This is a genomic window from Nocardioides sp. InS609-2 (assembly GCF_023208195.1).
Taxonomy (GTDB): Bacteria; Actinomycetota; Actinomycetes; order Propionibacteriales; family Nocardioidaceae; genus Nocardioides.
In genome coordinates this window covers 1600485-1625831 of the sequence record NZ_CP060034.1, presented here as the reverse complement: position 1 = coordinate 1625831, position 25347 = coordinate 1600485, and the positions used below count along the sequence as shown (strand labels likewise).

The window sequence follows — 25347 nt, the reverse complement described above, 5'->3', positions numbered from 1 at the left end:
GGACGGATTCGTGGCTGGCGCAGGCGAGGTCGAGCGGTTCGCCGCGACGGGTGGTCGCGTCATCGGCGTCTTCACCGTCGTGATGGCCGCCGGCCTCGTGATCCTGGCCGTTGCCGAGCGCGACGAGTCGTGGGCGCTGTCCCTCGGCCTGGCTGGTCTGGCGCTCGGCGCGATCGCCTGGGCCTCCATGCTGCGTCCGGCGCTGGCGATCGACGACGACCGGCTGGTGATGCGCAACATGGTCGACACGGTGCACGTCCCGCTGGCGGCCATCGAGCAGATCGCCGTGCGCCAGGTGCTCGCCGTACGCGCGGGCGAGAAGCGCTACGTCTCGCCCGTGGTCGGCAAGACCCGCCGCAAGATGAGGCGTGCCGAGAAGGGCGCCAAGAGCGAGCAGCCGAAGCAGGGTGAGATCGCCTACCCCGACTTCGTCGAGGAGCGCATCCGCCGCCGTGCCGAGGACGCGCGTGCCGAGCGCGGCATCGCGATGCTGTCCGACGAGCAGTTGGTGCTGGCTGCCGACGTACGCCGCGAGTGGGCGTGGCCGGTCATTGCGCTGATGGCAGTGCCGATGGTGCTGTTCGTGGTGACGCTGCTCCTCTGAGGCGACCCCGTGGCCGGTCGGTGCGATCCACCACACAGAGCGCATCGACCGCGTTCGATCGCCGGCACCCGGGATAACTCAGGGACGTGTCGGGGGTCTGCCCGATGACGACCGGCCGATGGTGGTCCTAGCGTGGAGATCATGAACATCGTATCGGGTACCCCTCGCTGGGCCGTATGGGCGGCGTACGGCGCAATCCTCTCCGTGGTGCCGTCCGCCGTCTGGCGCTCGCTGACCGGCTTCGGGCTCCACCTCGGCACGACCCAGGCGTGGCGCGACGCCCAGCACCTGCCCGGGTCGGGCACGGTCTACGTGCTGTCGCTGAGCGTACTGTCGATCGGTGCCGCGGCCCTGACGCTCGGGCTGGTGCAGCCCTGGGGAGAAAGGCTGCCGCGGTGGCTCGGCGGCCTGAGGGTGCCGACCTGGTTCGCCGTGGCGACTGCGACGCTCGGCGCCGCCTGCGTGATCCTCATCTGCGCGGTCAGCGTCGCCAGATGGGAGCACATCATCGGCTACGAGGGACTGCCGGCTCCGGGCTGGTACGAGCTCGTGACCGCGGCGTACCTGCCCGCTGTCCTGTGGGGGCCGCTGCTGCTCGCGGTGACCTGGGCCTACCGCCGGCGGCGGACGGCTCAGATGCCGGCGGCGGCCTTGATGTCGGCCCTCAGCGAGTCGAGCCTGCCCGCCGCGGAGATGCGGGCGGCATCGACGCCGTCCTCCGGGTTCACCGGCACGACGACCTCGAGGTAGCACTTGATCTTCGGCTCCGTGCCGCTCGGCCGGACGATGACCCGGGCGCCTTCGGCCAGCCGGTAGCGCACCCCGTCGGTGGGCGGCAGGTCGGGGGAGCCCTGCGAGAGGTCATCGATCGTCTCGACGGCCAGGCCGCCCAGCACCGTCGGCGGCGTCGTACGCAGCCGCTCCATTGCCGCACCGATCTCGGCCAGGTCGGTGACGCGCGCCGAGAGCTGGTCGGTCGCGTGCAGGCCGAACTCGGCCGCGATCTCGTCGAGCAGGTCGGTGAGCTCCTTGCCGTCGGCCTTGGCCTGCGCGGCGATCTCACACATCAGCAGCAGCGCCGAGACGCCGTCCTTGTCGGCCACATGCTCGGGGTCGACGCAGTAGCCCAGCGCCTCCTCGTAGCCGAACGCGAGACCGTCGACCCGGCCGATCCACTTGAAGCCGGTGAGGGTCTCGACGTAGGGCTGGCCGGACTTCGCGGCCATCCGCGACAACAGCGACGACGACACGATGGTGGTGGCGTAGACGCCCTTGCGGCCGGACTTCAGCAGGCGCGAGCCGAGCAGTGCGCCCACCTCGTCGCCGCTCAGCATCCGCCAGCCGTGCGGACCCGGCACCGCTACGGCGCACCGGTCGGCGTCGGGGTCGTTGGCCACGACGATGTCGGCGTTCTTCTCGGCCGCGAGCGCCATCGCTAGGTCCATCGCGCCGGGCTCCTCGGGGTTGGGGAACGCCACCGTCGGGAAGTCGGGGTCCGGCTCCTCCTGCTCGGGCACGACGTGCGGGGCGTCGAAGCCGGCGGTCTCGAGCACCTCCACCACCGACGTGCCACCGACGCCGTGCAGCGGTGTGTAGACGATCGTCAGGTCGCGCGGCCCGTCGCCCGCGAGGTCGGCTGCGGTGTCGAGGTAGCGGTCGACGATGTTGGCGCCGACGACGGTGCCGCCGTCACCGCGGGGTACGTCGGCCAGCGCGCCGACCGCCCCGATCTGCTCGGCGATCTCCGTGTCGGCCGGCGGCACGATCTGGCTGCCGTCGGCGAGGTAGACCTTGTAGCCGTTGTCCTCGGGCGGGTTGTGGCTCGCGGTGACCATGATGCCGGCGACGCAGCCGAGCTCGCGGATCGCGTAGGCCAGGATCGGCGTCGGCAGGGGACGCGGCATGGTCAGCGCCTTGATGCCCGCACCGGTCATCACCTCGGCGGTGTCGCGCGCGAAGACGTCGGAGTTGTAGCGGGCGTCGTACCCGATCACCACACTGGCGTCGTGGCCCGCGCCGTTGGCCTTGAGGTACGCCGCGAGGCCGGCCGCGGCGCGCAGCACCACGGCGCGGTTCATCCGGTTGGATCCCGCACCGAGCGCGCCCCGAAGTCCCGCCGTACCGAACTCCAGGGTGCCGTCGAAGCGGTCGGCCAGATCGGTCGCGTCGCCCCCGGCGACGACGTCGGCGATGACTGCCTCGAGCTCGGCACGGGTGACGTCGTCGGGGTCCTCGGCTGCCCAGGCGCGGGCCCGGTCGAGGAGTGCTGGGTTGGCGGTCTCGGTCATGAGGGCACGGTAGCGCGGCAGACTGGTCGCCATGAGCCCCTCCCTGCCGCCCCCGCGCAACCTCGAGGCCCCCGTGCGGGAGCTGGTGCTGGAGCTCGCGTCGCACGTCGGTGAACGCGGGGTGGTCGACCTGTGCGTCGACCTGATGACCGGGGCGGTCCGCGAGGACCACGTGGCCGAGCTGCCGTACCTCTCCGGCCATGCGTGGGAGCCCGGCGACGCGGTGCTCGACGGCTCGTCCTGGAAGGACTACTGGGTGCGCACGTGGGGAGCGCGCGGGCTGTTGTACGCCTGGGACGACTCCGCTGCTCCAGCCGTCGTCGCCGGCCTGGCCGACGAGGACTGGCGGCCGGCCGAGATGTGTCTCAAGGTCGCGACGAAGCGCGAGGTCGGGGGAGCAGGCGACGGCGCGGCCGCGCTGTCGACGCACGAGCTGCCGCGGGTGCGGACGCAGGCGATGCGGACCCTCGGGGTCGTCGGCGACACAGAGCACGTCGTCGCGGTGGTCGCCCGGCTCGACGACGGTGACGAGGCCGTACGGCGAGCCGCCCTGCGAGCGGTAGACCGGCTGGAGCTCCGACTCGACGTGCAGGTGTCGCGGTGAACACGTTCGAGTTCAGCGAGGACTGGTGGCTGCCGTACCCGCGGGCCGATGTGGCCGGCGTACTGCTGGACCTGGCGATGTATCCCACGTGGTGGCCGCAGGTCGTCGCCGTCGCGTCGCTCGGGCCTGATGACGCGCGGGTGCTGTGCCGGTCGATGCTGCCCTACACCCTCGACCTGGTGCTGCATGCACAGAGCCGCGACGACCACGTGCTCGAGACGCTGGTCTCCGGCGACCTCTCCGGTGTCGCCCGGTGGCGGCTGCTGGACGAGGGACCGGGCACCCGGATGCTCTTCGAGCAGGAGGTGCGGGTGGCCGGCCGCTGGCAGGCGCTCGGGGCTGCCCTCGCGCGGCCGGCGGTGCGCTGGAACCACCAGCGGATGATGGCCGGCTGCCGCGCCGGACTCTCCCGGCGGTTGGCGGGCTCGGTCGCGGACTAGGTCTGCCGGATCAAGGCGGGCAGGTCGGCGACCGAGGCAAGCAGGTGCGTATGCCGCGCGGTGCCCAGCACCTCCGCCGGCAAAGCACCCGTCAGCACACCGGCGACGATCGCAGCTCCCGCGTTGCTGCCGGCCAGCACATCGACGTGGGTGTCGCCGGCCACGGCGACGCGGGTGGGACTCAGGACGCCGGCCAGCTCCATCGCCCGGAAGATCATGTACGGCGCGGGGCGACCGGCCGCGACGTCGTCCGCACACACGAGCGCGTCGACCGGAGCGCCGGCCAGGCCGGGTGTCCAGCCGATGGCGGCCAGCAGCGGGTCGGCCACGTCGTGTGCGAAGCCGGTGGTGAGCACGACCTTGACTCCGCTGGCGCGTAGCTCCGCGAGGGCCTCGGGGACGCCGGGGATCGGTGTCGGTGGCCGGGCGAGATAGGACGTCTCCAGTCGGCTCGAGAAGTCGGCGTAGGTCTTCTCGACCAGGTCCGGTGTCGCCAGGTCGCCGAGCAGGGCGTCGATGGCGGTCCGCTTGTCCGTACCCATCCAGGCCTGCAGGCGCTCGTCCGTCACCGTGACACCGTGCGCCTCCACGCACTCGCGCAGGGCGACGTAGACGGCGCCGCCGTCGTCGATGGTGGTTCCGGCCATGTCCAGGACAGCGAGCTCGATCATGCGATGCGTCTCCTCGGGAAGGCGTGGGTCAGCCAGCGATGGTGCGCTGCCATGCGGTGGCGGTGCCCTGCTGGCGGGTGTTCACGATGGTGAAGCTGACGAGGTGGGGCAGGTAGCGGTCGTCGCCGTACTCCAGAGGTCGGCCGTCGCGGGTGCTGGCCCGTCGGCGTTCGCGCAGCAGCGGTGAACCGGGCGTGACCTCCAACAGTCGGGCATCGGTGTCGTCGGCGGCGACGGCGTCGAACGTGTGCCGGCCGGTGTAGAGGTCCACGCCGAGCTCGGTCAGCGACGCGTAGATGGAGGTCTTGTCGGTGTCGATGTCGAAGAGCAGCCGGCCGATGTCCTCCACGAAGGCCGACCGTTCCAGCATCGCGGGCATTCCGTCGAGCAACCGGAGCCGCAGGACCTCGACGACCGGGTCGCCCTCCTCGACGTCGAGCGCGTCGGCTGCGCGCGGGTCCGCACCTCGACGCGCCACCTCGATGGTGCGCTGACCGGGGACGCGCCCTGCCTGCTCGGCCCAGGAGGTGAACGACAAGAAGGTCTCGAACGGTTGGGCGAGCGACGCGGACCGGACCACTGGCGGCTTGCCTTGACCGCCGCCGATCAGGCCCTCCGAACGGAGCGCTGCGAGAGCCTGGCGCATGGTGCCCCGGGAGACCTCGAACTCGGCAGTCAGGGTCGCCTCCGACGGCACCAGCCCGTCGATCGGATAGACGCCCTTGGCGATGCGCCGACGGAGCTCTGCGGCCACCTGGGCATGCATCGGACCGTGGTCAGACTTGTTCATGCAGGTGACTTTAGACTGGCCCCAGCCCCTGCGCAAGAATCAGGATTCGCCTTCAACAGAGCGGGTTAACAGTCGGTTAACTTGTGCATACAAGTGATGGTGAACTCTTGCGCCAGCTCGGGTTGGCACGGCACCGTCGTCGTCATGAGCAGCGCCAACCACTCCGATCTCCTGGTCGTCGGCAGCGGCATCGTCGGTCTCGGCCACGCGGTCGAGGCCGTACGCAGGGGCCTCACCGTGACGCTCGTCGAGCGCGAGGACCGCGTCGTCGGCGCGTCGGTCCGCAACTTCGGCCACAGCTGCGCCACGGCCCAGGCCGGCGTCGCCCTCGACCTTGCCCGGGCGAGCCGCGAGCGCTGGCTCGAGCTCGGCCGCCACGCCGGCTTCTGGGTCGGCACCACCGGCACGGTCGTGGTGGCACGTGCCGACGACGAACTGGTGCTGCTGCGGGAGTTCGCCGACGCGCGACCCGGCGAGGCCTGCCTCCTCGACGCCGCTGAGACGGCCGCCAGGGCAGGCAGCGGCGCCACCGACGTCGTCGGCGGCGCCTTCCTCGACCGCGACCTCCGGGTCGACCCGCGCACCGCCGCACCGGCCATTGCCCGCTGGCTCGCAGCGCAGCCCGGAGTGACCTTCCGCTGGTCCACCAACGTCCAGGGGGTCGAGCCCGGCCGGGTGCGGACCTCACGCGGTGACCTCACTGCCGACCAGGTCGTGGTCTGCCTCGGCCACGACGTCGACCGCCTCTTCCCCGACCTCGCCGAGGCCGCCGGTGTACGCCGCTGCCGGCTCCACATGCTGCGCGTCGAAGCGCCCGGTGGCCGAACGATCACCCCCGCCGTGCTCACCGGCCTGTCGATGCTGCGCTACTCCGGCCTGGCCGACCAGTCATCCGCGGCCCCCGTGCGCGCCAGGTTCGCCGAGCAGCACCCCGAGCTGCTCGACCTGCACGTCAACCTGATGCTCACCCAGCGCCCTGACGGCGACCTGCTGATCGGCGACACCCACGAGTACGTCGCGTCCGTCGATCCCTTCTCCGACGAACGCGTCGACGAGCTGCTCCTCGACCAGACTGCCGCTCTGCTCGGCGTGTCCCACCTCCGGGTGAAAGAGCGCTGGATGGGCGTCTACGCCTCAGCCCGCGAGGAGTTCCTCGTCGCCCAGCCCTACGCCGGCACCACCGTCGTCAGTGTCACGTCGGGCATCGGCATGACCACCGGTCTCGGTCTCTCGGCGCACGTCCTCGGCCAGCTCGTCGAAGGCGCAGTACCCACCGTTCCTGCTCCGCACCTCGTCCCGCACCCCGTCCCCTGACCGAACAGGACCACAGCCATGAAGAACCAGCCCCGCAAGCGTCAGTCCCTCGCCGCCCTGGCCGTGACCGCCTTGCTCGCCCTTCCGCTCACCGCCTGCGGAGACGACGCCACCGCTGACGCGGAGTCCGCTACCTGTCCTGACGGAAGGATCCGGTTCGGCATCGAGCCCTATGAGGACCCGGTCAAGCTGACCCCGGCGTACGAGGCCGTGGCGGCTGCCCTCTCCGAGAAGCTCGACTGCCCGGTCGAGGTGACCGTCGTGGAGGACTACTCCGCCGAGGTGCTGGCCATACAGAACGGCCAGCTCGAGATCGCACAGTACGGACCGCTCGGCTTCGTGTTCGCCAGTGATGTCGCGGGTGCCGAGCCGCTCGCTTCGTTCGGCACGGCCGACGGAGAGCTGAGCTCGTACACCGCCGGGATCTGGGTGCCGAAGGACTCCGACATCGAGGCCGTCGGCGATCTCACCGGACGTTCCCTCGCACTCGGAGGCATCGGCTCGACCTCCGGGGACGCCCTGCCTCGCGAGGCCCTCAAGCAGGCCGGGATCGCTGAGTCAGACCTGAAGATGGAGTACGCCGGCGGCCACCCCGAGGCCCTGCTCGCCCTCACCAACGGCAAGGTCGACGCCGCCCAGATCAACAGCCAGACCCTGGCCACCGCCGAGGCGGAGGGCACCTTCGACGCTGCCGCCCACCGGCAGATCTGGACGTCGGATCCGATCCCGAACGACCCGATCACCGTGCGTTCGGACCTGTCGCAGGAGTTCAAGGACGCTGTTCTCGAGGCGCTGACGATGCTGCCGCTCGAGACCGTCGGCGAGGTCGGCGCCTTCCTCGACGTGACTCCTCCCGGCCCGATGGTCCCCGTCACCAAGGAGACCTACGCCCCGCTGTTCCAACTTGCCGAGGACCTCGGCCTGACCGAGGACGACGTGTGAGTGCGATGGTCGCGCCGGCTCCCGTCCCGAGGCCGAGGACCGAGCCGGTGCGCCCGGGCCTGGCCATCGCCGGGCTCACCAAGTCGTACGGCGGCCGCGCGGTGCTGCACGATCTCGATCTCGAGGTCGCGTCGGGTGAGCTGCTGACCGTGCTCGGCGCCAATGGATCGGGGAAGTCCACCATGCTGCGCAGCGCAGCCGGCCTGGAGACTCCCGACGCGGGCACCGTCCTGGTGGGTGGTCAGCCTCGCCAGCGTCGGCCCACCTCGGTCGCGATGGTCTTCCAGCGCATCGACCTGGTCGGCCGCTACACGGCGCTCGACAACGTGTGCAGCGGCGCCCTCGGACGTCTTCCACTGCGCCGCTCCCTCTCGGCGCGGCTCTTCCCGCGCGACGTCCGCGAGGAGGCCATGGCCTGCCTGGAGGAGGTGGGCCTGGCCGACCGTGCGCACGACCCGGTACGCCGCCTCTCCGGCGGTCAGCAGCAGCGGGTCGCCGTCGCCCGGGCGCTGTGCCAGCGGCCCACGGTGCTGTTGGCCGATGAGCCGGTGTCGGCGCTCGACCCGGCCGCTGCCGAGCAGGTGATGAGTCTGCTCGCCCGGCTCGCGCACCGTTCAGATCTGGCCGTGCTCGCCGTACTCCACCAACCCGACATTGCGCGTCGGCACTCCGACCGGATCGCCGGCCTGCGGCACGGCCGGATGGAGTTCGACGCCGAGACGGACGACGTACGCCTCGACCAGATCGACTCCCTCTACGCACTTGCGGACCGGGAGGGCGACGAGCGATGACCACGCTGCTCTCGCCGGTCGAGCCCTCCGGCCCGTGCTCTGAGGTGCGTCGGGTCGCCGTACCGCCGCGTCAGCGTCGCGGCCGCAGAGGCCTCGTCACTGCTGGTCTGACGGTCGCCGTCGTGGTCGCCCACCTGGTCGCGATTCGCGAGACCGACGTCTCCCCGGCTGCCCTGGTGACCGGCTGGGACGGCATGGTCCGCTTCGGGTCCAACGCGGTGCCGCCCGACCTGGACTGGGACCTCGTGGTCCGGCCTGGCATCGAGGCCGCCATGACGACCTTCTGGATCGGTCTCCTTGGCACGACCTTGTCGATCCCCGTCGCCCTGTTGCTCACCGTGCTCGGGGCACGCAACACGACGCCCAACGTGATCGTCTACCAGGCCACCCGGTCGGTGATGTCCTTCCTGCGGGCCGTGCCCGACATCGTGTTCGCGCTGATCTTCGTGACCGCCGTCGGTCTCGGCCCGTTCCCGGGCGTTCTCGCGATCCTGCTCCACAACGCCGGTGTGATGGGCAAACTCTGGTCCGAGACTCTCGAGGAGATGGACCAGGGGCCGGTCACCGCACTGCGCACCAACGGCGCGGGTCGCGTGCAGGTCATCGCCCATGCCGTCCTGCCCTCGGTCGTGCCGCAGCTGGTCGGACTGCTCCTCTACCGCCTCGACGTCAACGTCCGCAGCTCACTCGTACTCGGCCTCGTGGGCGCCGGCGGAATCGGCTTCCTCATCAACAAGTCCATCAAGCTGTTCCAGTTCGACGAGATGGCGACGTACATCGTCATCGTGCTGGTCCTCATCATCGCCGTCGACCAGGTGTCAGGCGCCGTGCGCCGTCGCCTCGCGCGCTAGTGCTCCGCCCGGCTGACGTTCGCGGCGGTAGCGTCGTGCCGTGAGCTTCGAGGTCGCCGCGAGCATGTACGGCCGGTTCATGGGGCGGTACGCCGACCCGCTGGCCGTGGAGTTCGCGCGCTGGGTCGACGTACAGCCCGGCCAGCGTGCGCTGGACGTCGGCTGCGGGCCGGGCACGCTGACCGCCGTACTCGTCGATCTGCTGGGTGCCGACCAGGTGGCGGCGTTCGACCCGTCACCGCCGTTCGTCGAGGCGACGCGCGCGCGCTTCCCCGACATCGACGTGCGCGAGGGGGTTGCCGAGCAGACGTCGTACGCCGACGGTGAGTTCGACGTCGCGCTGGCCCAGCTGGTCGTGCACTTCATGTCGGACCCGGTCGCCGGGTTGCGCGAGATGGTGCGGGTGACACGGCCCGGCGGCGTGGTCGCGGCCTGCGTCTGGGACTTCGGCGGCGGCCGCAGCCCGCTGAACACGTTCTGGCAGGCCGTGCACGAGCTCGACCCCACGCATCCCGGTGAGACCGAGCTGCCTGGAACGCGTGAGGGGCACCTGGCCGAGCTCGCCGCCGTCGCCGGCCTCGGCGAGATCGAGTCGACGGCGCTGGTGGTGAAGGTGCCGCACGCGTCGTTCGACGAGTGGTGGGAGCCGTACACGTTCGGGGTCGGGCCGGCCGGGAGCTACGTCAACGGGCTGGGCGACGCTGCCCGGTCAGCGCTTCGGGGACGGTGCGAGGAGCTGTGCCCGCCCGCGCCGTTCGAGGTCAGCGCTGCGGCGTGGGCGGTGCGGGCACGGCCCCCGGCTCAGGCGAGGGCTGCGAGCGCCGCGTCGTAGTCGGGCTCGGTGCTGATCTCTGGCACCACCTGGGTGTAGGTCACCGCGCCGGACTCGTCGAGTACGACGACCGACCGAGCGAGCAGGCCTTCGAACCCGCCACTCAGCAGCGTCATTCCGTAGTCCTCGCCGAAAGTGGAACGGAACGCCGAGAGTGGGGTGACGTTCTCGATGCCCTCCGCACCGCAGAACGCGGTCAGCGCGAACGGCAGGTCCTTGGAGACGCAGATGACGGTGGTGTTCTCGAGACCGGCGGCCAGCTCGTTGAACTTCCGCACGCTGGCGGCGCAGACGCCGGTGCCGACGCTAGGGAAGATGTTGAGGACGACGTGCTTGCCGTCGGTGGAGGACGACGTGACCTCGCCGAGGTCGGTGCCGACGAGGGTCCAGGAGGGGGCGGCCGAGCCGACGGCCGGCAGCTCGCCGACGGTGTTGGCGGGGGTGCCCTTGAGTGCAGTGGTTGCCATGCCACTTGTCTACACGGTGCCGTCGAGCCCGGACTCGCCCGCCCACCTGTCGGTCATCACCGGTCGATGGATGACATGTCCCCGTAGCGGGCACCGGCGACCGCATCGCGCGGCACTGCAGCGTCGAGCGCGGCCAGGTCGTCGGCGGTCAGCGTGACGTCGGCGGCGGCGACGTTCTCCTCGAGGTACTTCACCCGCTTGGTGCCCGGTATCGGCACCACGTCGTCGCCCTGCGCAAGCACCCACGCCAGCGCCAGCTGCCCGGGCGTGCAGCCCTTCGCCGTCGCGATCTCGCCGATCCTGTCGACCAGCGCGAGGTTGGCGTCGAGGTTCTCGCCGTTGAGGCGCGGGAAGTACGCCGAGTTGCGCGCGTCGCCGTTCTCCAGTGAGCCCGCGGTGATCGCGCCCGTCAGGAGGCCCCGGCCCAGCGGCGAGTACGGCACCAGGCCGATGCCGAGCTCGCGGATGGTGGGCAGGATCTCGTCCTCGAGGTCGCGGGTGAACAGCGAGTACTCCGTCTGCAGCGCGGTGATCGGGTGCACGGCGTGCGCCTTGCGGATGTTGGCGGCGCTGGCCTCGGACAGCCCGAGGTGGCGCACCTTGCCGGCCTCGACGAGCTCCTTCATCGCCCCGACGGTCTCCTCGATCGGGACGGTCTGGTCGACGCGGTGCTGGTAGTAGAGGTCGATGTGGTCGACCCCGAGCCGGTGCAGCGACGCGTCGCACGCCTTGCGGACGTACTCCGGCGAGCCGTTGATGCCGACCCGGGTGCCGTCCGGGAGCCGCTCGTTGCCGAACTTCGTGGCCAGCTGAACCTCGTCGCGCCGACCGCCGATCGACTTGCCGACCAGCTGTTCGTTGGTGAACGGGCCGTACATGTCTGCGGTGTCGAGGAACGTCACGCCGAGGTCGAGCGCGCGGTGGATGGTGTCGATGCCCTGCGACTCGTCGGCCGTGCCGTAGAACTCGCTCATCCCCATGCAGCCGAGGCCGAGCGCGGAGACGGTGAGGTCGGTGCCGAGGGTGCGTCGTGAAATCGTCATGTCCCCGAGTCTTCGCCTTCGAGTGCGCTCGAAGTCAATCCGGTCACTCGGTGCCGGCCGCGTCGAGCCTGGCCCGCTGGTCCGCGGAGAGCTCGAGCGTGGCCGCCGCCAGCGTCTCGTCGAGCTGCGCAACCGATGACGCCCCGACCAGCGGGACCACCGGGGTTCTGCCGCCGATCAGCCAGCTCAGCACCACCTGGTTGGGCGTCGCGCCAGTCTCCGCGGCGACCTCGTCGAGCGCCGTACGACGGGCAGGGGTGCCGACGTGGTCGAACCGGGAGCCGAGCGGCCTGTCGTCACGCACGTAGCCGCCGCTGAGCAAGGGTGAGTAGGCGACAAGCGTCAGGCCCGGGTTCGTGCGGACGTAGCTCAGCACGCTGCCGTCGGCAATGCCGATCTGGCCGTCGGGGGAGCGCAGTGTCGGCTGGTCGGTGCGCGAGGCGAGGTACGTGTGGGCGTACTGGAGCACGTCGTACGACGGCAGCCCGCGCTGGGCGGCCAGGTTGCGCGCTCGCTCGACCGCCCAGGTCCAGTGGTTGCTCACGCCGAGGAGGTGCACGAGGCCGTCGGCCACGAGCGCGGCGAAACCCTCGACCTGCTCCTCGATCTCGACCCGGTCGTCGGGGACATGGGAGTAGTAGAGGTCGATCCGCTCGCGGCCGAGGCGCTCGAGGCTCTGCTCGGCAGCCGCACGGATGCCCGCCGCCGACTGCACCTCGATGTCGAGGGAGAACGTCTTGGTCGGTGCGTTCGGCTGGCCGCCCAGCTTGGTGGCGATCGTCATCTCGTCACCGATGCCGCGGCTCCTCAGCCAGCGACCGAGCAGTGCCTCGCTCTCGCCGCCCCGGGTGCCGTCGACCCAGAACGCGTAGTTGTTGGACGTGTCGATGAACGAGCCGCCGGCCTCGACGAACCGGTCGAGGATCGCGAACGACGTGTCCTCATCGGTGCGGGTGCCCATCAGCATCGCGCCCAGCGCGATGGTGCTGACGGTGCGGGTGCGGGCGGGGTCGGTGCCCAGGGTGCGGGTGGCCAGGGGAGTGGTCTGCGTCGTCATGCCGCCGAGTCTGGGAGTTCGAGCGCGCTCGCAGTCAAGGACTGCTGGCACACTCGGGGGCACCGACACCAGCAAGCTGAGGGGACAAGCGATGACCGCAACGGAGCCGTTCCACATCATCGACACCCGGGCCTCGGCCCAGCCGGACGGCAAGGTCCTCGACAACATCCAGGGCTTCGCGTACGGCGCCGGCGTCTCGATCATCATCGAGGAGACCGACGTGGAGGGTGCCGGCCCGTTCCTCCACCAGCATCCCTACTCGGAGACGTTCGTGATCCACAGCGGCAAGGCGCTGTTCACCGTCGCGGGCGAGCAGCTCGTCGGTGAAGGCGGGATGCTCCTCGTCGTACCGGAGCTCACGCCCCACAAGTTCGAGGTCATGGGACCCGACCGGTACCGCGCGACCCACATCCACGCCAGCGACCGGTTCATCACGGACTGGCTCGAGGGCCCACGGGCCGCGGGCTAGCCGCAGGACTCCGTGCGGCCGGCGTACCAGTCGATCTTGCGGTCGATCAGCGCCAGGTGCTGCCGGGTCTCCTCGAGCTGCGCGCGCACCTGCTCGCGGTGCCTCCGCAGGATCTCCATGCGTTCGTTTTCGGTGCCGTCGCCGGCGCGCACCAGCTCGGCGTAGCGGCGTACGTCGCGGATCGGCATGCCCGTACGACGCAGCCGGGTGATCATCGCGATCCACTCGAGGTCGCCCTCGTTGTAGCGCCGGTGCCCGGTGGCCGAGCGGTCGACGGAGAGCATCAGCCCGTCCCGCTCGTAGTAGCGCAGCGTGTGCGCGGTCAGCCCGGTGCGCTCGGCCGTCTCGGCGATGGTGAGGCTCATGCCGTGATTGTCACTCTTCGAGCGCACTCGAAGTCAATGAGATTCTGCTCCTATCTGCGTCGGTGGAGTCTGATGTCGCAGTTGGGAAGCCGGCGTTCGGAGTAAGCACCTGGTTCGCGGCGGGATGACACGGAGTGGAACCCCTCGCTCCGGCGCCGGTGCCAGTCCACTCGTCGCCCTGACGTGTCCGTCCGGGGACGCGCGCCACGCAGGGTGGTGGCCTCTGCGGGACGCGTGCAGCTCAGGGAAGGTAGCGATGTTCACGCAGCCGCTGGAGATGGCCTACGACGCTCGTGTGGGTGTCCACGCAGCCGTGGAACCCGGCCTGGCGGATCTTGATCGTGCTCTGGACCATGTCGAAGTCGGTGGCCAGCACGGCGTCGGCGAACCTCCAGGCCGACACCTGGTCGTAGGTGGTGACCACGAGCCTGTGCCGATGCACCAGCGCATCCCACACGTGGCCCTTGTCGGCCATCTGCTCGGTCAGGGACATGGGCTGAGGAGCTGCGGTGGGCATGTCGAAGACACCCGCCATGTCGTCCCACAGGTGCTGCCACCGGAAGTTGTCGCCGTTGGTGACGTTGAAGACCTCACCGACCGCGTTCGGGCTGTCCAGCGCCCACTCGACGGCCGCAGCGAGCACGTCCGCGTCGGTGAACTGGTGCAGCGCCGTCCACGCGGTCGGGGTGCCGGGGAAGCGGAGCGGGACGCCGGCGTCTTTGCAGAGCGACGCGTAGACGCCGAGAGCCATGAGCATGTTCATCGGTGATCCGAGCGCGAACCCCAGCACCAGGTCTGGGCGCAGCACCGTCCAGGTGAAGCCCTGGCGACTGGACATCTCGTGCAGCAAATCCTCTTGGTCGTTGTAGAAGATCCGGCCTAGGAAGCGCGGGTCGGTCTCTTTCGCCGGAGTCTTGTACGCGCCCAGATGTTCGCCGTAGGACTTGCCGCCTCCGATCAGGACGACGTGCTCGAGCCGTGCGCCGGCCGCGATCAGCCCGTCAAGGGTGTTGCGCAGCATGGCCACGTTGGGCTCGACCATCTCGGCCATCGTGGGCCGTTCGGTGTAGCCCGCAAACACGACATGGGTCACGTCCGCCAACTCGACGAACGATCCGGCGACGGTCGAGGTGTCGAGCAGGTCGACGCTGACCGCCCGGACCGCACTCGTCTGCCCGGGCTCGGCCGGTCGTCGTGAGGCGGTCGCCAGGTCCCAGGCCGCGTTCCCGTTGAGTCGCTGTTTGACCGCCCCGCCGACCACGCCGTGAGGACCGATGATCAGGACCCGCCCAGGGCTGGTCAGTCCGTTCATGCGGTGACCCCCGCGGTGTCGGTGGCGGCCTCGGTCGCACCCTCGGTGCCCACGAAGACGTGGACGAGCGCGGCCGTGAGCAGGCACAGGGCTGCGTTGACACCGATCGCGACGGTGACGCCTGTGAGGATGCTGGCTTGGGTGGTCACGTCGAGCCGGTTGCTGGTGGTGGCCGCGATCGCGGACATCACTGGGATGCCCATGGTGATGCCGACCTGCTGACTCATGGTGGCGATGCCGGTCGCGAGGCCCTGTTCGTGGTCGGGGACACCGGTGGTCACGGTGACCATGAAGCCGACGATGGCCACCAGGTTCGCCACGCCGCCGGTGAAGGTCGCCACCAGCAGAAGGGCAAGAGAGGCGGGCGAGGTGCCGAGGAACACCAGGGAGCCGGTGGCCGCGGCCTGGACGATGAGGCCGACGACGATGGCGCGCTTGGTGCCGAGCGCGGCGATGACCTTCGGGGCGACGAGGCCGCCGATGACCGTGCCGGTGCCCAGGACGGCGAAGGCCAAGCCCGCGGCGAGCGGGGAGTACCCGAGTACTTCTTGCAGGTACAGGGTCAGCAGGAACACCAGCGATGTCTCGGTGACGAACGCCATCAGACCTGCGAAGTTGCCCCACCCGATGGTGCGACGACCCAGCACGGAGAACGGCACCAGCGGCTCGCTGACGCGCCTCTCCACGACCCAGAACACGAGCAGCGACACGACGCCGGCCACGAGCGCGAGAATCGCGGGCGGGTGCTGCCAGGACTGTTCGCCCGCGACGGTGAGGCCGTAGACGACGGCGAGCAATCCGAAGGTGACGGTGACGGCGCCGGGAATGTCGAGTCGGGGGCGACGCTCGGGACGGCTCTCGGTCAGCACCGCCGGGGCGATGGCAAGGACGACGACGGCGACGGCGACGTTGATGTAGAACGCCCACCGCCAGCTCAGCAGGTCGGTGAGGACTCCACCGAGGATCGCTCCGGTGGTGAACCCGGCAGCCATGAGTGCACCGTTGAGGCCCAGTGCCCGGGCGCGACGCGGCCCTTCGGGGAAGGCGGTGGTGAGCAGCGACAGCGCCGCGGGAGTGACGACGGCGGTGGCGAGGCCCTGCGCCACCCGGGCGGTGATGAGGAGCGTCGGCGTGTTTGCCAAGCCTCCCACTAGCGAAGACGCACCGAGCAGCAGCATGCCGAACAGGAAGAGCCGGCGCCGCCCGAAGAGGTCCGCGATGCGTCCGAACAGGAGCGTGAAGCCGGCGGCGCACAACGCAAACGAGGTCGCCACCCACTGGAGGTTCTCCAGCGAGAATCCCAGGTCGGTGCCGATGGCAGGCAATGCCACGTTGAGGATCGAGAAGTCGACCGCAAGGGTGAAGCTGGCGGTCAGCAAGACCGCAAGGATGAGCCGTTCCCGCGTGCTCAGCGCAACCTCCGACGGTGGGGCAGCGGGCGAGGGGGGCGGCATGACGCCCTCGTCGAGGTGAGTCACGAGTGATTGTCCTTCCAGACGGAAATGGGGAGATGGCTGGTCTGCGGTGAAGCCTCGAGGAACCCTTGACGCGCAACCAGACCTCGGTAATGCCTAGGCACTCGCTGCCTATCCCTGACAGGGACAGGCACAGCTGCCCCGCGTCGGGAGACAATGAGCGGGTGGAAGCTGACGTGCAGACCCGGACCGGATCCTTGGGCGACTTCTTGAAGTCTCGGCGCGCCCGGGTGACCCCCGACGATGCGGGAATCGTGTCCTACGGTGCGCGACGAGTCCCGGGGCTGCGGCGTGAGGAGCTGGCGCTGCTGGCTGGGGTCAGCGTCACGTACTACACCCGCCTCGAGCAGGGCCAGAGCACGAACGCCTCCCCTTCCGTCATCGACGCGTTGGCGCGCGCACTCGACCTCACCGAAGACGAACGCGCTCACCTGCACGACCTCGCGCGCCCCGCCCCGGCGAAGCCGCGTCCCAGCAGCACCCCAGACCGAGTGCGCAACGGCACCAAGACCCTCATCGACGCCATGACAGAGGTCCCGGCCGTCGTCCTGGGACGCGCGACCGAGGTGCTGGCCTGGAACCGGCTAGGTCATGCGCTGATCGCCGGGCATTACGACTACGCCTCACCCGAACGACCCGCGACACGGCCGAACCTGACGCGGATGCTGTTCCTGGACCCGCACACGCGTGAGTTGTACGCAAACTGGGACGAGGAAGCCTCCCGCGCCGTCGCGTCACTGCGCCTCGTGGCCGGCCGGTACGCCGACGACGCTGCTCTCACCGACCTGATCGGCGAGCTGTGCATCGCCAGCGACGGCTTCGCCGAGTTGTGGGCGCACAAGCCCGTCCACAACTGCATGAGCGGCACGAAGCAGCTCAACCACCCCGAGATCGGAACTGTGGAGGTCGGGTTCGAGGTGCTGCACCTGCCCGACAACCCCGGCCACCGGATCATGACCTACACAGCCTCGGACAGTCCCGCCCGACACTCGCTGCTGCTTCTAGCCACTATCGTGCAGGGCGGCTAGTTCCGGCTCGCCTAGCGTCTCGGTGACGCGTTCTCATCGAGGATCCGGTCGCTTCAACGCCGACAGGCGGCTACCAGACGATTCCGGTAGGGCCGACGTCTGGCCAGACTCGGTCCAGGTGTCCGGCGGGAGGCTCTCTATGCGGCTGCCCACTGTCGACCGGGTGTGGCTCACTATCGGTCTGCGTCCCGCCGGGCACCGCTGACGAGGCGTGGCTCAAGAAGGGACTGCCCTGCTCGTAGTAGCAATGCCCAGCTCGCCCTCCCATCGGATCGAGTACAGGCGGGAGCAGCACATGGAGCACGTCATCATTCGGGGTCGATCGCTTTGAACGCGCGACCAGTGACCAAGTGACCGGACCGTGCAGCGGTGTCGGTGGTCTCGGCAATGCTGCCGTTCATGGACATATGGGTAGCCTCCATCAGTGCTGTGGGAGCCCGCCATGGTGTCGCTGCCCTCGGGCATGGCGGTCTTGGTAGGAGCAGAGAAGGGGCACGGGCGTGACGGTAAGAGAAGAAGGCTTCGATCGCCTGGTCGAACCGTTCCGAACGGAGCTGCTGGCGTACTGCTACCGGATGCTCGGCTCGGCTCACGACGCCGAGGACTTGGTCCAGGACACGTACCTGAGGGCGTGGCGGGCGCGGGAGCAGTACGACGACACGCGCAGCTCACTGCGCACCTGGCTCTACCGGATCGCGACGAACGCCTGCCTGACCGCCTTGGAGATTCGCGGCCGTCGACCGCTGCCGTCGGGGCTGGTGGCCGCGTCGGACCCGCTCGGGCCGCTCGTCCAGGGAGAGAACGCCGCCTGGCTCCAGCCCTTGCCGGACTCGTTGCTGGACGCAGGCGATCCGGCTAGAGCCGTGATCGACCGCAGCAGCCTGCGCTTGGCGTTCGCAGCCGCCCTGCAGCACCTGTCGGCGCGTCAGCGCGGTGCGCTGATCCTGCGTGACGTGCTCAGCTTCTCCGCGTCCGAGGCAGCGGAAATCCTCGGCACTACCGCCGTGTCGGTGAACAGCTCCCTGCAACGGGCGCGTACCCGGCTGAAGGAAGTCGAGGTCCGGCAAGAACCTCTCAGCGAGCCGTCCGCAGCCGAGCAGCGCGCCTGGGTCGATCGCTACATGAAAGCGTTCGAGCACGCCGACGTCGAGGGTCTCAAGCGGCTGCTCACCGAGGACGTGCTCATGGAGATGCCGCCGGTGCTCAACTGGTTCGTCGGCCGCGGCAACTACGGACTGTTCATGGAGTGGGTCTTCGAGAAGGCCGGAACGGATTGGTGTCTGAAGGCGGTCTCGGCCAACGGCCAGCCCGGGTTCGCTGCCTACCGGCGCGTCGGTGGCGGTTACGAGCTGCACACGCTTCAGATCTTCACCGTCACCGCCGAGGGCATCAGCCGGAATTCGGTGTTCCAGGAGTCCGAGGTCTTCGCGTCGTTCGGTCTGGCGGCCGGACTCGACGCCCAGGGACATGTCCACGTCGGGGATGGTGTGTAGCCGAGCACGCCTACATCTCTTTCCGCCGGTGCGATGAGTTTCGACTCCACCGCGGGTATGTATTGGCGAGTTCGCCGGATACCCCGGGCGAACCGCTCACAAGGGAGAACTTGATGTCAGACAGTCGTGCAGAAGACCAGGCCGCAATCAAGGCCGTACTGGTTGACTCCTACAAGGCGTGGGAGGCCGGCGACGCCGACGGCATGGTCGCCAACTACACCGCGGACGCGACCGCAATCATGACCGGCTCGCTCCGTGACAGCCGTGAGGTGATCCGCAAGAACATGGCCCTGGGCTTCGAGGGGCCACTCAAGGGCAGCTCGACCCACAACAAGCAGCTCAGCATCCGCTTCGTCGGCCGGGACGGCGCGATCGTCGTCAGCGAATCCGGCATCCTGTTCGTCGGTCAGACCGAGGTGCCGGACACGGGCAAGGTGAACTGCACCTGGGTTTTCGAGAAGCGAGACGGCCAGTGGCTGATCGCCGCCTATCACAACAGCCCGGTGCTGGCGCCTGGGCAGTGAGCCGCGGCTGCGCGGCGCGAAGTGAGCCCCGGGACGTTCGATACCGAGCTGGTCTTTGAGCGTTTCGATAACCGATTCCACACGCTGGCGCAGCAGCCACTGGAGAGCATCCGTTTGCTGGGCGAGACCGAGGGCCCAGCGTGGTGTCGGAGTCGGAGTCGGACTCTATCTCGGTGATCGGTTACGCCGACGACGCGGTGATCGTCGCGGTCCTGCCGGCTGAGGGCGACCGCGTCCAACTGGGCGAAGTGCCACGGCCACTGTCTCCCGGGGCCCAAGCTACTGCTGACCAAACACGCGCCTGTCGGCAGGAATCCAACGCTGAACCAAGAGAGACACGACCCGTCTAGAAGGCCGGGCGCTCGAACGACCGCCCGGCGAAGGCGCCGCCCACATGGGCGGCCGCGTCCTGGTCGCCCTCGACGGCCGGGACGGAGGCGGCGTACTGCTCGGCGTCGTCGAGAGGCTCGTAGCCCAGCAGCCGGCCGGGCTCGAGGTCCCACCAGGCACGCGTGTTGGCGCTGATCCCGTAGAGCACGGCGTAGCCGGGGGCGGGCGTGGTGAGTGCTGCGTCGACCATCCGGACGCAGTCGTCGTGGGAGAGCCAGGTCGATAGGGCGCGGGTGTCCTCCGGCGTCTCGGTGAACGAGCCGATGCGACAGCTCACGGCGTCGAGGGCGTAGCGGTCGGAGTACAGGCTGAGCAGTGCCTCGGCGGCGACCTTGCCGACGCCGTAGAACGTGTCGGGTCGCGGCCGGTGGTCGACGGTGACGAGGTCTTCGCGGGGCGTGCGGCCGACGGCGTGGTTGGAGGAGGCGTAGACGATCCGCGTGACCCGGTGGTCGACCATCGCGTCGAGCAGCGCGGCGGTGGTGACGGCATGCGAGGTCAGCGAGTCCTGAAGCCCCTGCTCGCCGGGGAAGCCCGCGAAGTGCGCGACCGCGTCGAGGTGCTCGTCGGCGAAGACGGCCGCGACGGCGTCGGGGTCGGCACAGTCGGCGACGTGCCAGGCGCCGGTGACGCCTTCGGGCGCCGGCACGAGATCGAGTCCGACGACCTCGTGGCCTCGGTCGGCGAGGCCTTCGCAGAGGATCCGGCCGATGCTGCCGCCGGCGCCGGTGAGCAGGACGCGCATCAGATGCGGGGGACGACGCTGCCGAGCAGCTCGCCCATCCGGCTGGCGGCGGCCTTGCCGGCCTCCAGCACCTCGGCGTGGTTGAGGGGCTCGCCGCTGATGCCGGCGGCGAGGTTGGTGACCAGGCTGATGCCGAGCACCTCCATGCCGGCCTCGCGGGCCGCGATCGCCTCGAGAGTGGTGCTCATGCCGACCAGGTGGCCCCCGATCGCGCGCACCATGCCGATCTCGGCGGGCGTCTCGTAGTGCGGCCCGGGGAACTGCACGTAGATGCCCTCGTCGAGGCTCGGGTCGGCCTCCTTGCACAGCGCACGCAGCCGACTCGAGTAGAGGTCGGTCAGGTCGACGAAGTTGGCACCCTCGATCGGGGAGGTCGCGGTCAGGTTGATGTGGTCGCTGATGAGCACGGGCGTGCCGGGCGACCACGTCTCCCTGAGCCCGCCGCAGCCGTTGGTCAAGACGATGGCACGACAGCCCGCGGCGGCCGCCGTACGCACCGGGTGGACGACGGGGCGCACGCCCTTGCCCTCGTAGAAGTGGGTGCGGCTGAGGAACACCAGCAGATTCTTGTCGCCCGTCCGGATGCTGCGGATCTTGCCACTGTGACCGGCAACCGCGGCGGCCGAGAAGCCCGGCAGGTCGGTGGTCGCGATCTCGGCGGTGGCCTCTCCCAGCGCGTCGACGGCGGGCAGCCAGCCCGAGCCGAGCACGAGGGCGACGTCGTGCCGCTCGACCCCGGTGAGGTCGGCGAGGACGTGGGCGGCCTCAGCAGCGAGCTCGGACGGCGAGGCGGTGCCAGGGGTGGGATCTGTGTCGGTCACGCGCCGACTCTAGAACCGCGCCCACCAAATCGCCCAACGTAGGGTCGCAAGCGTGACTGACGCCGATGCCCGTGCCCGCGCCGACCTGATCGTGGGGTCGCTCGGCGACGCCTTCGCGCCCCTCATGGAGGCCGACCCGGTCGCCTTCCGGACGAAGTACCGCAAGATGGCCGCCGACCCGCACGCCTTCTACCGCGGCTCGGCCTGCCTGTTCTATGCCGACGTGAGTGAGGAGCCCGACGAGTACGTCGACGACACGTGCTCGCGCATCTGGATCCATGGCGACCTGCACGTCGAGAACTTCGGTACCTACCTCAACTCCGACGGCTTCCTCGTCTTCGACGTCAACGACTTCGACGAGGCCTACCTCGGCCACTACACGTGGGATCTCCAACGCTTTGCCGCCAGCCTCGCACTCGTCGGCTGGCAGAAGGCGCTGCCAGAGGAGACCGTGCGACAGCTGATCGCCCGCTACGTACGCGCCTACCTCACCCAGATCAACCACTACCGCGAGAGCGTGGACGACGACGACTTCGCCCTCCAGCTCGACAACAGCACCGGTGCGGTGCTCGAGGCCCTGGTCGCGGCCCGCCACATCAAGCGGGCCGACCTGCTCGACGGCATGACCGAGCTCCACGACGGCGTGCGTCGCTTCTCCGGCGACGCGTCCGTACGCAGCCTCGGCAGGGCCGAGCGCGCCAAGGTCGTGAAGGCGTTCGAGGGCTACCTCGAGACCATCCCGGAGTCGAAGCGCTTCGACCGTGAGCTGTTCTACGAGCTGCGTGACGTCGTCGGGAAATCCGGGTTCGGCATCGGCAGCGCCGGGCTGCCGGCGTACAACGTGCTCGTCGAGGGCTACAGCCAGGCCCTCGACAACGACGTAGTGCTCTCGATCAAGCAGGCCAACATCCCGGCGCTGAGCCGGTTCGTCGACTCGAAGGCCTTCGACGGCTACTTCGAGCACGAGGGCCACCGCACCGTCGTCAGCCAGCGGGCGCTGCAGGTGCACACCGACCCGCTGCTGGGGCACACCAGCCTCGACGGTGTCGGGTACGTCGTCGCCGAGGTGTCGCCGTACGAGGTGGATCTCGACTGGGGCGGCCTCAACGACCCGTCCGACATCGCGACCGTCGTGGACCAGCTCGGCCGGGCGACCGCGAAGATCCACTGCGCCTCCGACGAGGACAGCAGCCAGGACCTCGTCGACTTCCAGGTCGAGGAGGTCATCGCGCAGACGCTCGAGGGCCGCCGCAAGGAGTTCACCGAGTACGTCGTGGAGTGGGGGCTCGCCTACGCCGACCGCGTGCGCGACGACCACGCGCTCTTCGTCGGCGCCTTCCGTGAAGGCGACATCGGCATCAGCGCGACATGAGGCCCCGTCGCCCCGTCGCCCCGTCGCCTCTCCGCCGACATCGACGCTCCGTTGCGGGAGATCTACGAGAGGGAGAAGGTCAGCCGGGGTGGAGCCCCGCCCCTAGGGTGGCGGCCGTGACCTTCACCGCACCCACGCTGCCGATCACCACCGAGCGCCTCGTGCTGCGTGCCACCCGCCCGGACGACGCGGAGCCGCTGCACTCCTACTTCTCCGACGCGGAGGTGTGCCGCTACCTCCTGCACGAGCCCGTGTCGCTCGAGGACTGCCGAACCAGGGTCGAAGGGTGGGCGACCCGCGTCGACCCGCAAGAGGACGGCCAGCCGCTCTGGCTGATCGCCGAGCTCGACGGCCGCCACGTCGGCCACGTGCTGCTGATCCTGCGCGGCCGCGAGGTGTCCAAGGCCGAGATCGGTTGGGTCTTCCACCCCGACGTTGCCGGTCGTGGCCTGGCCACCGAGGCGGCGCGCGCCATGGTCGACGTCGGCTTCGACCACTACGGGCTGCACCGCATCACGGCCCAGCTCGACCCGCGCAACGCGGCCTCCGCGCGCCTGTGCGAGCGGCTGGGGCTGCGCCAGGAGGCGCACCTGCGTCAGGACTGGTTGAACAAGGGTGAGTGGACCGACACCGCGGTCTTCGGGATCCTGCGCGACGAGTGGGCTCCCGCGCAGGCGTGACCTACAGCCCCGTCGAGCGGCAGGTACGACGCCGCAACCCGGCGACGTAGTCGACCGGTGCGTCGGCCGCCTCGGCGGCGTTGGCCAGCAGCCCGAGCAGCGAGGCCGACGGCAGGCCACCCTCGTAGGCGTCGAGCACGTAGGCCCACACCAGCAGCTCGCCGTTCATCGTCGAGACGCGCACCTTGGTCTTGCGGTAGAGCCCGGTGTCGGCGCTCTCCCAGCCGTCCAGCGCGGTCTCGTCCTCCGGCGTGACGTCGTACACGGCGACGAAGACCTGGTCGATCGGGTCCTCGACGATGGTCGGCAGCGCGCCGTCCCAGCCGTGCTCCTCGCCGCCGAACGTCAGCCGCCAGCCGGTCAGCCACCCCGTGGTGTGCAATGGCGAGTGCGGGCAGCGGTCGCTCATCTGGGCGGGGTCGAGGTTCGTCCCGTATGCGGCGTAGAGCGTCACGGGGTGAGGGTATCCGTCGCCTCGCCCGCAGACCGGCTCGCGGGTCTGCCCCGGCGGGCAATAGGCTGCAGTGGTGAGCGAATCCCACTTCGATGTCATCGTCCTCGGCGCCGGACCCGGAGGGTACGTCGCCGCTATCCGCGCCGCCCAGCTCGGCAAGTCGGTCGCCGTGATCGAGGACAAGTACTGGGGCGGTGTCTGCCTCAACGTCGGCTGCATCCCGTCGAAGGCCCTTCTCAAGAACGCCGAGCTCGCGCACGTGCTCGCGCACGAGAAGGAGAAGTTCGGCATCGAGGGCGACGCCACGATGGCGTTCGGGCCGACGCACAAGCGGTCGCGCCAGGTCAGCGCGGGCATCGTCAAGGGCGTCCACTTCCTGATGAAGAAGAACAAGATCACCGAGATCGACGGCTGGGGCACGCTCACCAGCGGCACGAGCGTCGACGTGAAGAAGTCCGACGGTGAGACCGCGTCGTACACCTTCACCGACCTCATCATCGCGACTGGCGCCACGGTGCGGATGCTCCCGGGCATGTCGGTCAGCGACAACGTCGTGACCTACGAGGAGCAGATCCTCGACGAGAACCTCCCCGGCTCGATCATCATCGGCGGCTCCGGCGCGATCGGCGTCGAGTTCGCCTACGTGATGAAGAACTTCGGCGTCGACGTGACGATCGTGGAGTTCCTCGACCGGATGGTGCCCACCGAGGACGCCGACGTGTCCAAGGAGCTGCTGAAGCACTACAAGAAGCTCGGCGTGAAGGTCATGCTCAAGACAAAGGTCGACCAGGTCGAGGACACCGGCTCCGGTGTCCGGGTCACCGTCAGCCCCGCCGACGGTGGCGACGCGCAGGTCATCGAGGCCGACAAGATGCTGGCCGCGTTCGGCTTCTCACCGCGCATCGAGGGCTACGGCCTCGACGCGCTCGGCGTCAAGGTCACCGACCGCGGTGCCATCGAGGTCGACGCCCGCGGCCGCACCAACGTCGCCAACGTCTACGCCATCGGTGACGTCACCGGCAAGATGATGCTGGCCCACGCCGCCGAGGCGATGGGCATCGTCACCGCCGAGACCATCGCCGGTGAGGACACCCAGGAGATCAACTTCGACATGATCCCGCGGGCCACGTTCTGCCAGCCGCAGATCGGCTCGTTCGGCTACTCCGAGCAGCAGGCCAAGGACAAGGGGTACGACGTCAAGACGGCCACGTTCCCCTTCTCGGCCAACGGCAAGGCGCAGGGGCTCGGCGACGCGGTCGGCTTCGTGAAGGTGGTCGCCGACGCGACGTACAACGAGATCCTCGGTGCCCACATGATCGGCCCCGACGTCACCGAGCTGTTGCCGGTGCTCACCCTGGCCCAGCAGTGGGACCTCACCGCCGACGAGGTTGCGCGCAACATCTTCGCCCACCCGACGCTGGCCGAGGCCGTCAAGGAATCCGTGCACGGCATTGCCGGCCACATGATCAACTTCTGAGACGAGCAGTCGGCGTGGCTGAGGGATGAAGCCGTGGTCCGACATGTC

28 protein-coding genes are annotated in these 25347 nt (G+C 69.6%); 16 read left to right on the top strand and 12 right to left on the bottom strand.

Going from position 1 to position 25347, the window contains the following annotated elements; genetic code table 11:
* Nucleotides 1–10: 10 nt before the first annotated feature.
* Together H4Q84_RS08575 and H4Q84_RS08570 are read left to right on the top strand one after the other, a co-directional pair.
* Entirely contained in the window at nucleotides 11–604 is a 594-nt protein-coding gene (locus H4Q84_RS08575; RefSeq protein WP_248582969.1) for a hypothetical protein, read from the top strand.
* A gap of 141 nt (nucleotides 605–745) precedes the next feature.
* Nucleotides 746–1354 (top strand): hypothetical protein, encoded by a 609-nt coding sequence (locus H4Q84_RS08570; RefSeq protein ID WP_248582968.1) that lies wholly within the window; start codon nucleotides 746–748, stop codon nucleotides 1352–1354.
* Here the strand turns inward: H4Q84_RS08570 and H4Q84_RS08565 are convergent.
* Nucleotides 1237–2892, bottom strand: a complete 1656-nt coding sequence (locus H4Q84_RS08565) for a phospho-sugar mutase (RefSeq protein ID WP_248582967.1) — start codon at nucleotides 2890–2892, stop codon at nucleotides 1237–1239. The two genes, H4Q84_RS08570 and H4Q84_RS08565, sit on opposite strands and share 118 nt — an antisense overlap.
* Nucleotides 2893–2923: 31 nt before the next feature.
* On the opposite strand from H4Q84_RS08565, the gene H4Q84_RS08560 reads away from it, so the two are divergent.
* The gene (locus tag H4Q84_RS08560; protein WP_248582966.1) at nucleotides 2924–3496 is read left to right on the top strand and encodes a HEAT repeat domain-containing protein; all 573 of its coding nucleotides are present in this window, start codon (nucleotides 2924–2926) and stop codon (nucleotides 3494–3496) included.
* Nucleotides 3493–3936 carry a polyketide cyclase gene (locus tag H4Q84_RS08555; protein ID WP_248582965.1) on the top strand — a complete coding sequence of 148 codons (444 nt, stop codon included), beginning with the start codon at nucleotides 3493–3495 and terminating at the stop codon, nucleotides 3934–3936. The genes H4Q84_RS08560 and H4Q84_RS08555 overlap by 4 nt, the downstream gene beginning before the upstream one ends.
* On the opposite strand, the gene H4Q84_RS08550 is transcribed toward H4Q84_RS08555, so the two are convergent.
* A complete protein-coding gene (locus H4Q84_RS08550) occupies nucleotides 3933–4607 on the bottom strand; it encodes a phosphonatase-like hydrolase (RefSeq protein WP_248582964.1) in 675 nt (224 codons plus the stop codon). The genes H4Q84_RS08555 and H4Q84_RS08550 overlap by 4 nt on opposite strands.
* A 28-nt stretch (nucleotides 4608–4635) precedes the next feature.
* Nucleotides 4636–5397, bottom strand: a complete 762-nt coding sequence (locus H4Q84_RS08545) for a GntR family transcriptional regulator (protein WP_248582963.1) — start codon at nucleotides 5395–5397, stop codon at nucleotides 4636–4638.
* A 144-nt stretch (nucleotides 5398–5541) separates the two neighbouring features.
* Here H4Q84_RS08545 and H4Q84_RS08540 point away from each other — a divergent pair, with 144 nt between their 5' ends.
* The 5 genes from H4Q84_RS08540 to H4Q84_RS08520 are packed head-to-tail and all read left to right on the top strand — an operon-like array spanning nucleotide 5542 to nucleotide 10127.
* Entirely contained in the window at nucleotides 5542–6711 is a 1170-nt protein-coding gene (locus tag H4Q84_RS08540; RefSeq protein WP_248582962.1) for a TIGR03364 family FAD-dependent oxidoreductase, read from the top strand.
* 18 nt (nucleotides 6712–6729) lie between these two features.
* The gene (locus tag H4Q84_RS08535; protein ID WP_248582961.1) at nucleotides 6730–7653 is read left to right on the top strand and encodes a phosphate/phosphite/phosphonate ABC transporter substrate-binding protein; all 924 of its coding nucleotides are present in this window, start codon (nucleotides 6730–6732) and stop codon (nucleotides 7651–7653) included.
* Nucleotides 7654–7700: 47 nt separating this feature from the next.
* The gene (locus tag H4Q84_RS08530) at nucleotides 7701–8444 is read left to right on the top strand and encodes an ATP-binding cassette domain-containing protein (RefSeq protein WP_248582960.1); all 744 of its coding nucleotides are present in this window, start codon (nucleotides 7701–7703) and stop codon (nucleotides 8442–8444) included.
* The gene (phnE, locus tag H4Q84_RS08525; RefSeq protein ID WP_248582959.1) at nucleotides 8441–9295 is read left to right on the top strand and encodes a phosphonate ABC transporter, permease protein PhnE; all 855 of its coding nucleotides are present in this window, start codon (nucleotides 8441–8443) and stop codon (nucleotides 9293–9295) included. The genes H4Q84_RS08530 and phnE overlap by 4 nt, the downstream gene beginning before the upstream one ends.
* Before the next feature lie 40 nt (nucleotides 9296–9335).
* Complete coding sequence (locus H4Q84_RS08520) at nucleotides 9336–10127, top strand: class I SAM-dependent methyltransferase (protein WP_248582958.1); 792 nt, start codon at nucleotides 9336–9338, stop codon at nucleotides 10125–10127.
* Here H4Q84_RS08520 and tpx read toward each other — a convergent pair.
* Genes tpx through H4Q84_RS08505 form a run of 3 tightly spaced genes read right to left on the bottom strand, consistent with a single transcriptional unit; the run spans nucleotide 10097 to nucleotide 12694 of the window.
* On the bottom strand, nucleotides 10097–10594 hold the full coding sequence (gene tpx / locus H4Q84_RS08515) for a thiol peroxidase (RefSeq protein WP_248582957.1): 498 nt from the start codon (nucleotides 10592–10594) through the stop codon (nucleotides 10097–10099). The two genes, H4Q84_RS08520 and tpx, sit on opposite strands and share 31 nt — an antisense overlap.
* A 56-nt stretch (nucleotides 10595–10650) precedes the next feature.
* Entirely contained in the window at nucleotides 10651–11637 is a 987-nt protein-coding gene (locus H4Q84_RS08510) for an aldo/keto reductase (RefSeq protein ID WP_248582956.1), read from the bottom strand.
* A 43-nt stretch (nucleotides 11638–11680) separates the two neighbouring features.
* Entirely contained in the window at nucleotides 11681–12694 is a 1014-nt protein-coding gene (locus H4Q84_RS08505; RefSeq protein ID WP_248582955.1) for an aldo/keto reductase, read from the bottom strand.
* A gap of 91 nt (nucleotides 12695–12785) precedes the next feature.
* Between H4Q84_RS08505 and H4Q84_RS08500 the strand changes: the two genes are divergently transcribed.
* Complete coding sequence (locus tag H4Q84_RS08500; RefSeq protein WP_248582954.1) at nucleotides 12786–13163, top strand: cupin domain-containing protein; 378 nt, start codon at nucleotides 12786–12788, stop codon at nucleotides 13161–13163.
* Here H4Q84_RS08500 and H4Q84_RS08495 read toward each other — a convergent pair.
* The 3 genes from H4Q84_RS08495 to H4Q84_RS08485 all read right to left on the bottom strand — a co-directional run bounded on the left by H4Q84_RS08495 (nucleotide 13160) and on the right by H4Q84_RS08485 (nucleotide 16219).
* Nucleotides 13160–13528 carry a MerR family transcriptional regulator gene (locus H4Q84_RS08495; protein WP_248582953.1) on the bottom strand — a complete coding sequence of 123 codons (369 nt, stop codon included), beginning with the start codon at nucleotides 13526–13528 and terminating at the stop codon, nucleotides 13160–13162. The genes H4Q84_RS08500 and H4Q84_RS08495 overlap by 4 nt on opposite strands.
* 241 nt (nucleotides 13529–13769) lie before the next feature.
* Nucleotides 13770–14840, bottom strand: a complete 1071-nt coding sequence (locus tag H4Q84_RS08490; RefSeq protein WP_248582952.1) for an SDR family oxidoreductase — start codon at nucleotides 14838–14840, stop codon at nucleotides 13770–13772.
* Entirely contained in the window at nucleotides 14837–16219 is a 1383-nt protein-coding gene (locus H4Q84_RS08485) for an MFS transporter (RefSeq protein WP_248582951.1), read from the bottom strand. The genes H4Q84_RS08490 and H4Q84_RS08485 overlap by 4 nt, the downstream gene beginning before the upstream one ends.
* Before the next feature lie 260 nt (nucleotides 16220–16479).
* Between H4Q84_RS08485 and H4Q84_RS08480 the strand changes: the two genes are divergently transcribed.
* From H4Q84_RS08480 to H4Q84_RS08470, 3 genes are all read left to right on the top strand, one after another.
* Entirely contained in the window at nucleotides 16480–17343 is an 864-nt protein-coding gene (locus H4Q84_RS08480) for a helix-turn-helix transcriptional regulator (protein WP_248582950.1), read from the top strand.
* 500 nt (nucleotides 17344–17843) lie between these two features.
* Nucleotides 17844–18836, top strand: a complete 993-nt coding sequence (locus tag H4Q84_RS08475; RefSeq protein ID WP_248582949.1) for a sigma-70 family RNA polymerase sigma factor — start codon at nucleotides 17844–17846, stop codon at nucleotides 18834–18836.
* Between the two features lie 113 nt (nucleotides 18837–18949).
* Nucleotides 18950–19360, top strand: coding sequence for an SgcJ/EcaC family oxidoreductase (locus H4Q84_RS08470; protein WP_248582948.1), 411 nt, complete (start codon nucleotides 18950–18952; stop codon nucleotides 19358–19360).
* Nucleotides 19361–19706: 346 nt separating this feature from the next.
* Here H4Q84_RS08470 and H4Q84_RS08465 read toward each other — a convergent pair whose 3' ends face one another.
* Together H4Q84_RS08465 and H4Q84_RS08460 are read right to left on the bottom strand one after the other, a co-directional pair.
* Complete coding sequence (locus tag H4Q84_RS08465; RefSeq protein WP_248582947.1) at nucleotides 19707–20495, bottom strand: NAD(P)-dependent oxidoreductase; 789 nt, start codon at nucleotides 20493–20495, stop codon at nucleotides 19707–19709.
* A complete protein-coding gene (locus H4Q84_RS08460; RefSeq protein WP_248582946.1) occupies nucleotides 20495–21316 on the bottom strand; it encodes a purine-nucleoside phosphorylase in 822 nt (273 codons plus the stop codon). The genes H4Q84_RS08465 and H4Q84_RS08460 overlap by 1 nt, the downstream gene beginning before the upstream one ends.
* Before the next feature lie 52 nt (nucleotides 21317–21368).
* Here H4Q84_RS08460 and H4Q84_RS08455 point away from each other — a divergent pair, with 52 nt between their 5' ends.
* Both H4Q84_RS08455 and H4Q84_RS08450 read left to right on the top strand, forming a co-directional pair.
* Nucleotides 21369–22688 carry a DUF2252 domain-containing protein gene (locus H4Q84_RS08455; RefSeq protein WP_248582945.1) on the top strand — a complete coding sequence of 440 codons (1320 nt, stop codon included), beginning with the start codon at nucleotides 21369–21371 and terminating at the stop codon, nucleotides 22686–22688.
* 116 nt (nucleotides 22689–22804) lie between these two features.
* Entirely contained in the window at nucleotides 22805–23368 is a 564-nt protein-coding gene (locus H4Q84_RS08450) for a GNAT family N-acetyltransferase (protein WP_248582944.1), read from the top strand.
* A 1-nt stretch (nucleotide 23369) separates the two neighbouring features.
* Here the strand turns inward: H4Q84_RS08450 and H4Q84_RS08445 are convergent, their stop codons facing one another.
* Complete coding sequence (locus tag H4Q84_RS08445; protein WP_248582943.1) at nucleotides 23370–23822, bottom strand: gamma-glutamylcyclotransferase family protein; 453 nt, start codon at nucleotides 23820–23822, stop codon at nucleotides 23370–23372.
* A 73-nt stretch (nucleotides 23823–23895) separates the two neighbouring features.
* Between H4Q84_RS08445 and lpdA the strand changes: the two genes are divergently transcribed.
* Complete coding sequence (gene lpdA / locus H4Q84_RS08440; protein WP_248582942.1) at nucleotides 23896–25299, top strand: dihydrolipoyl dehydrogenase; 1404 nt, start codon at nucleotides 23896–23898, stop codon at nucleotides 25297–25299.
* Nucleotides 25300–25347 lie beyond the last annotated feature (48 nt).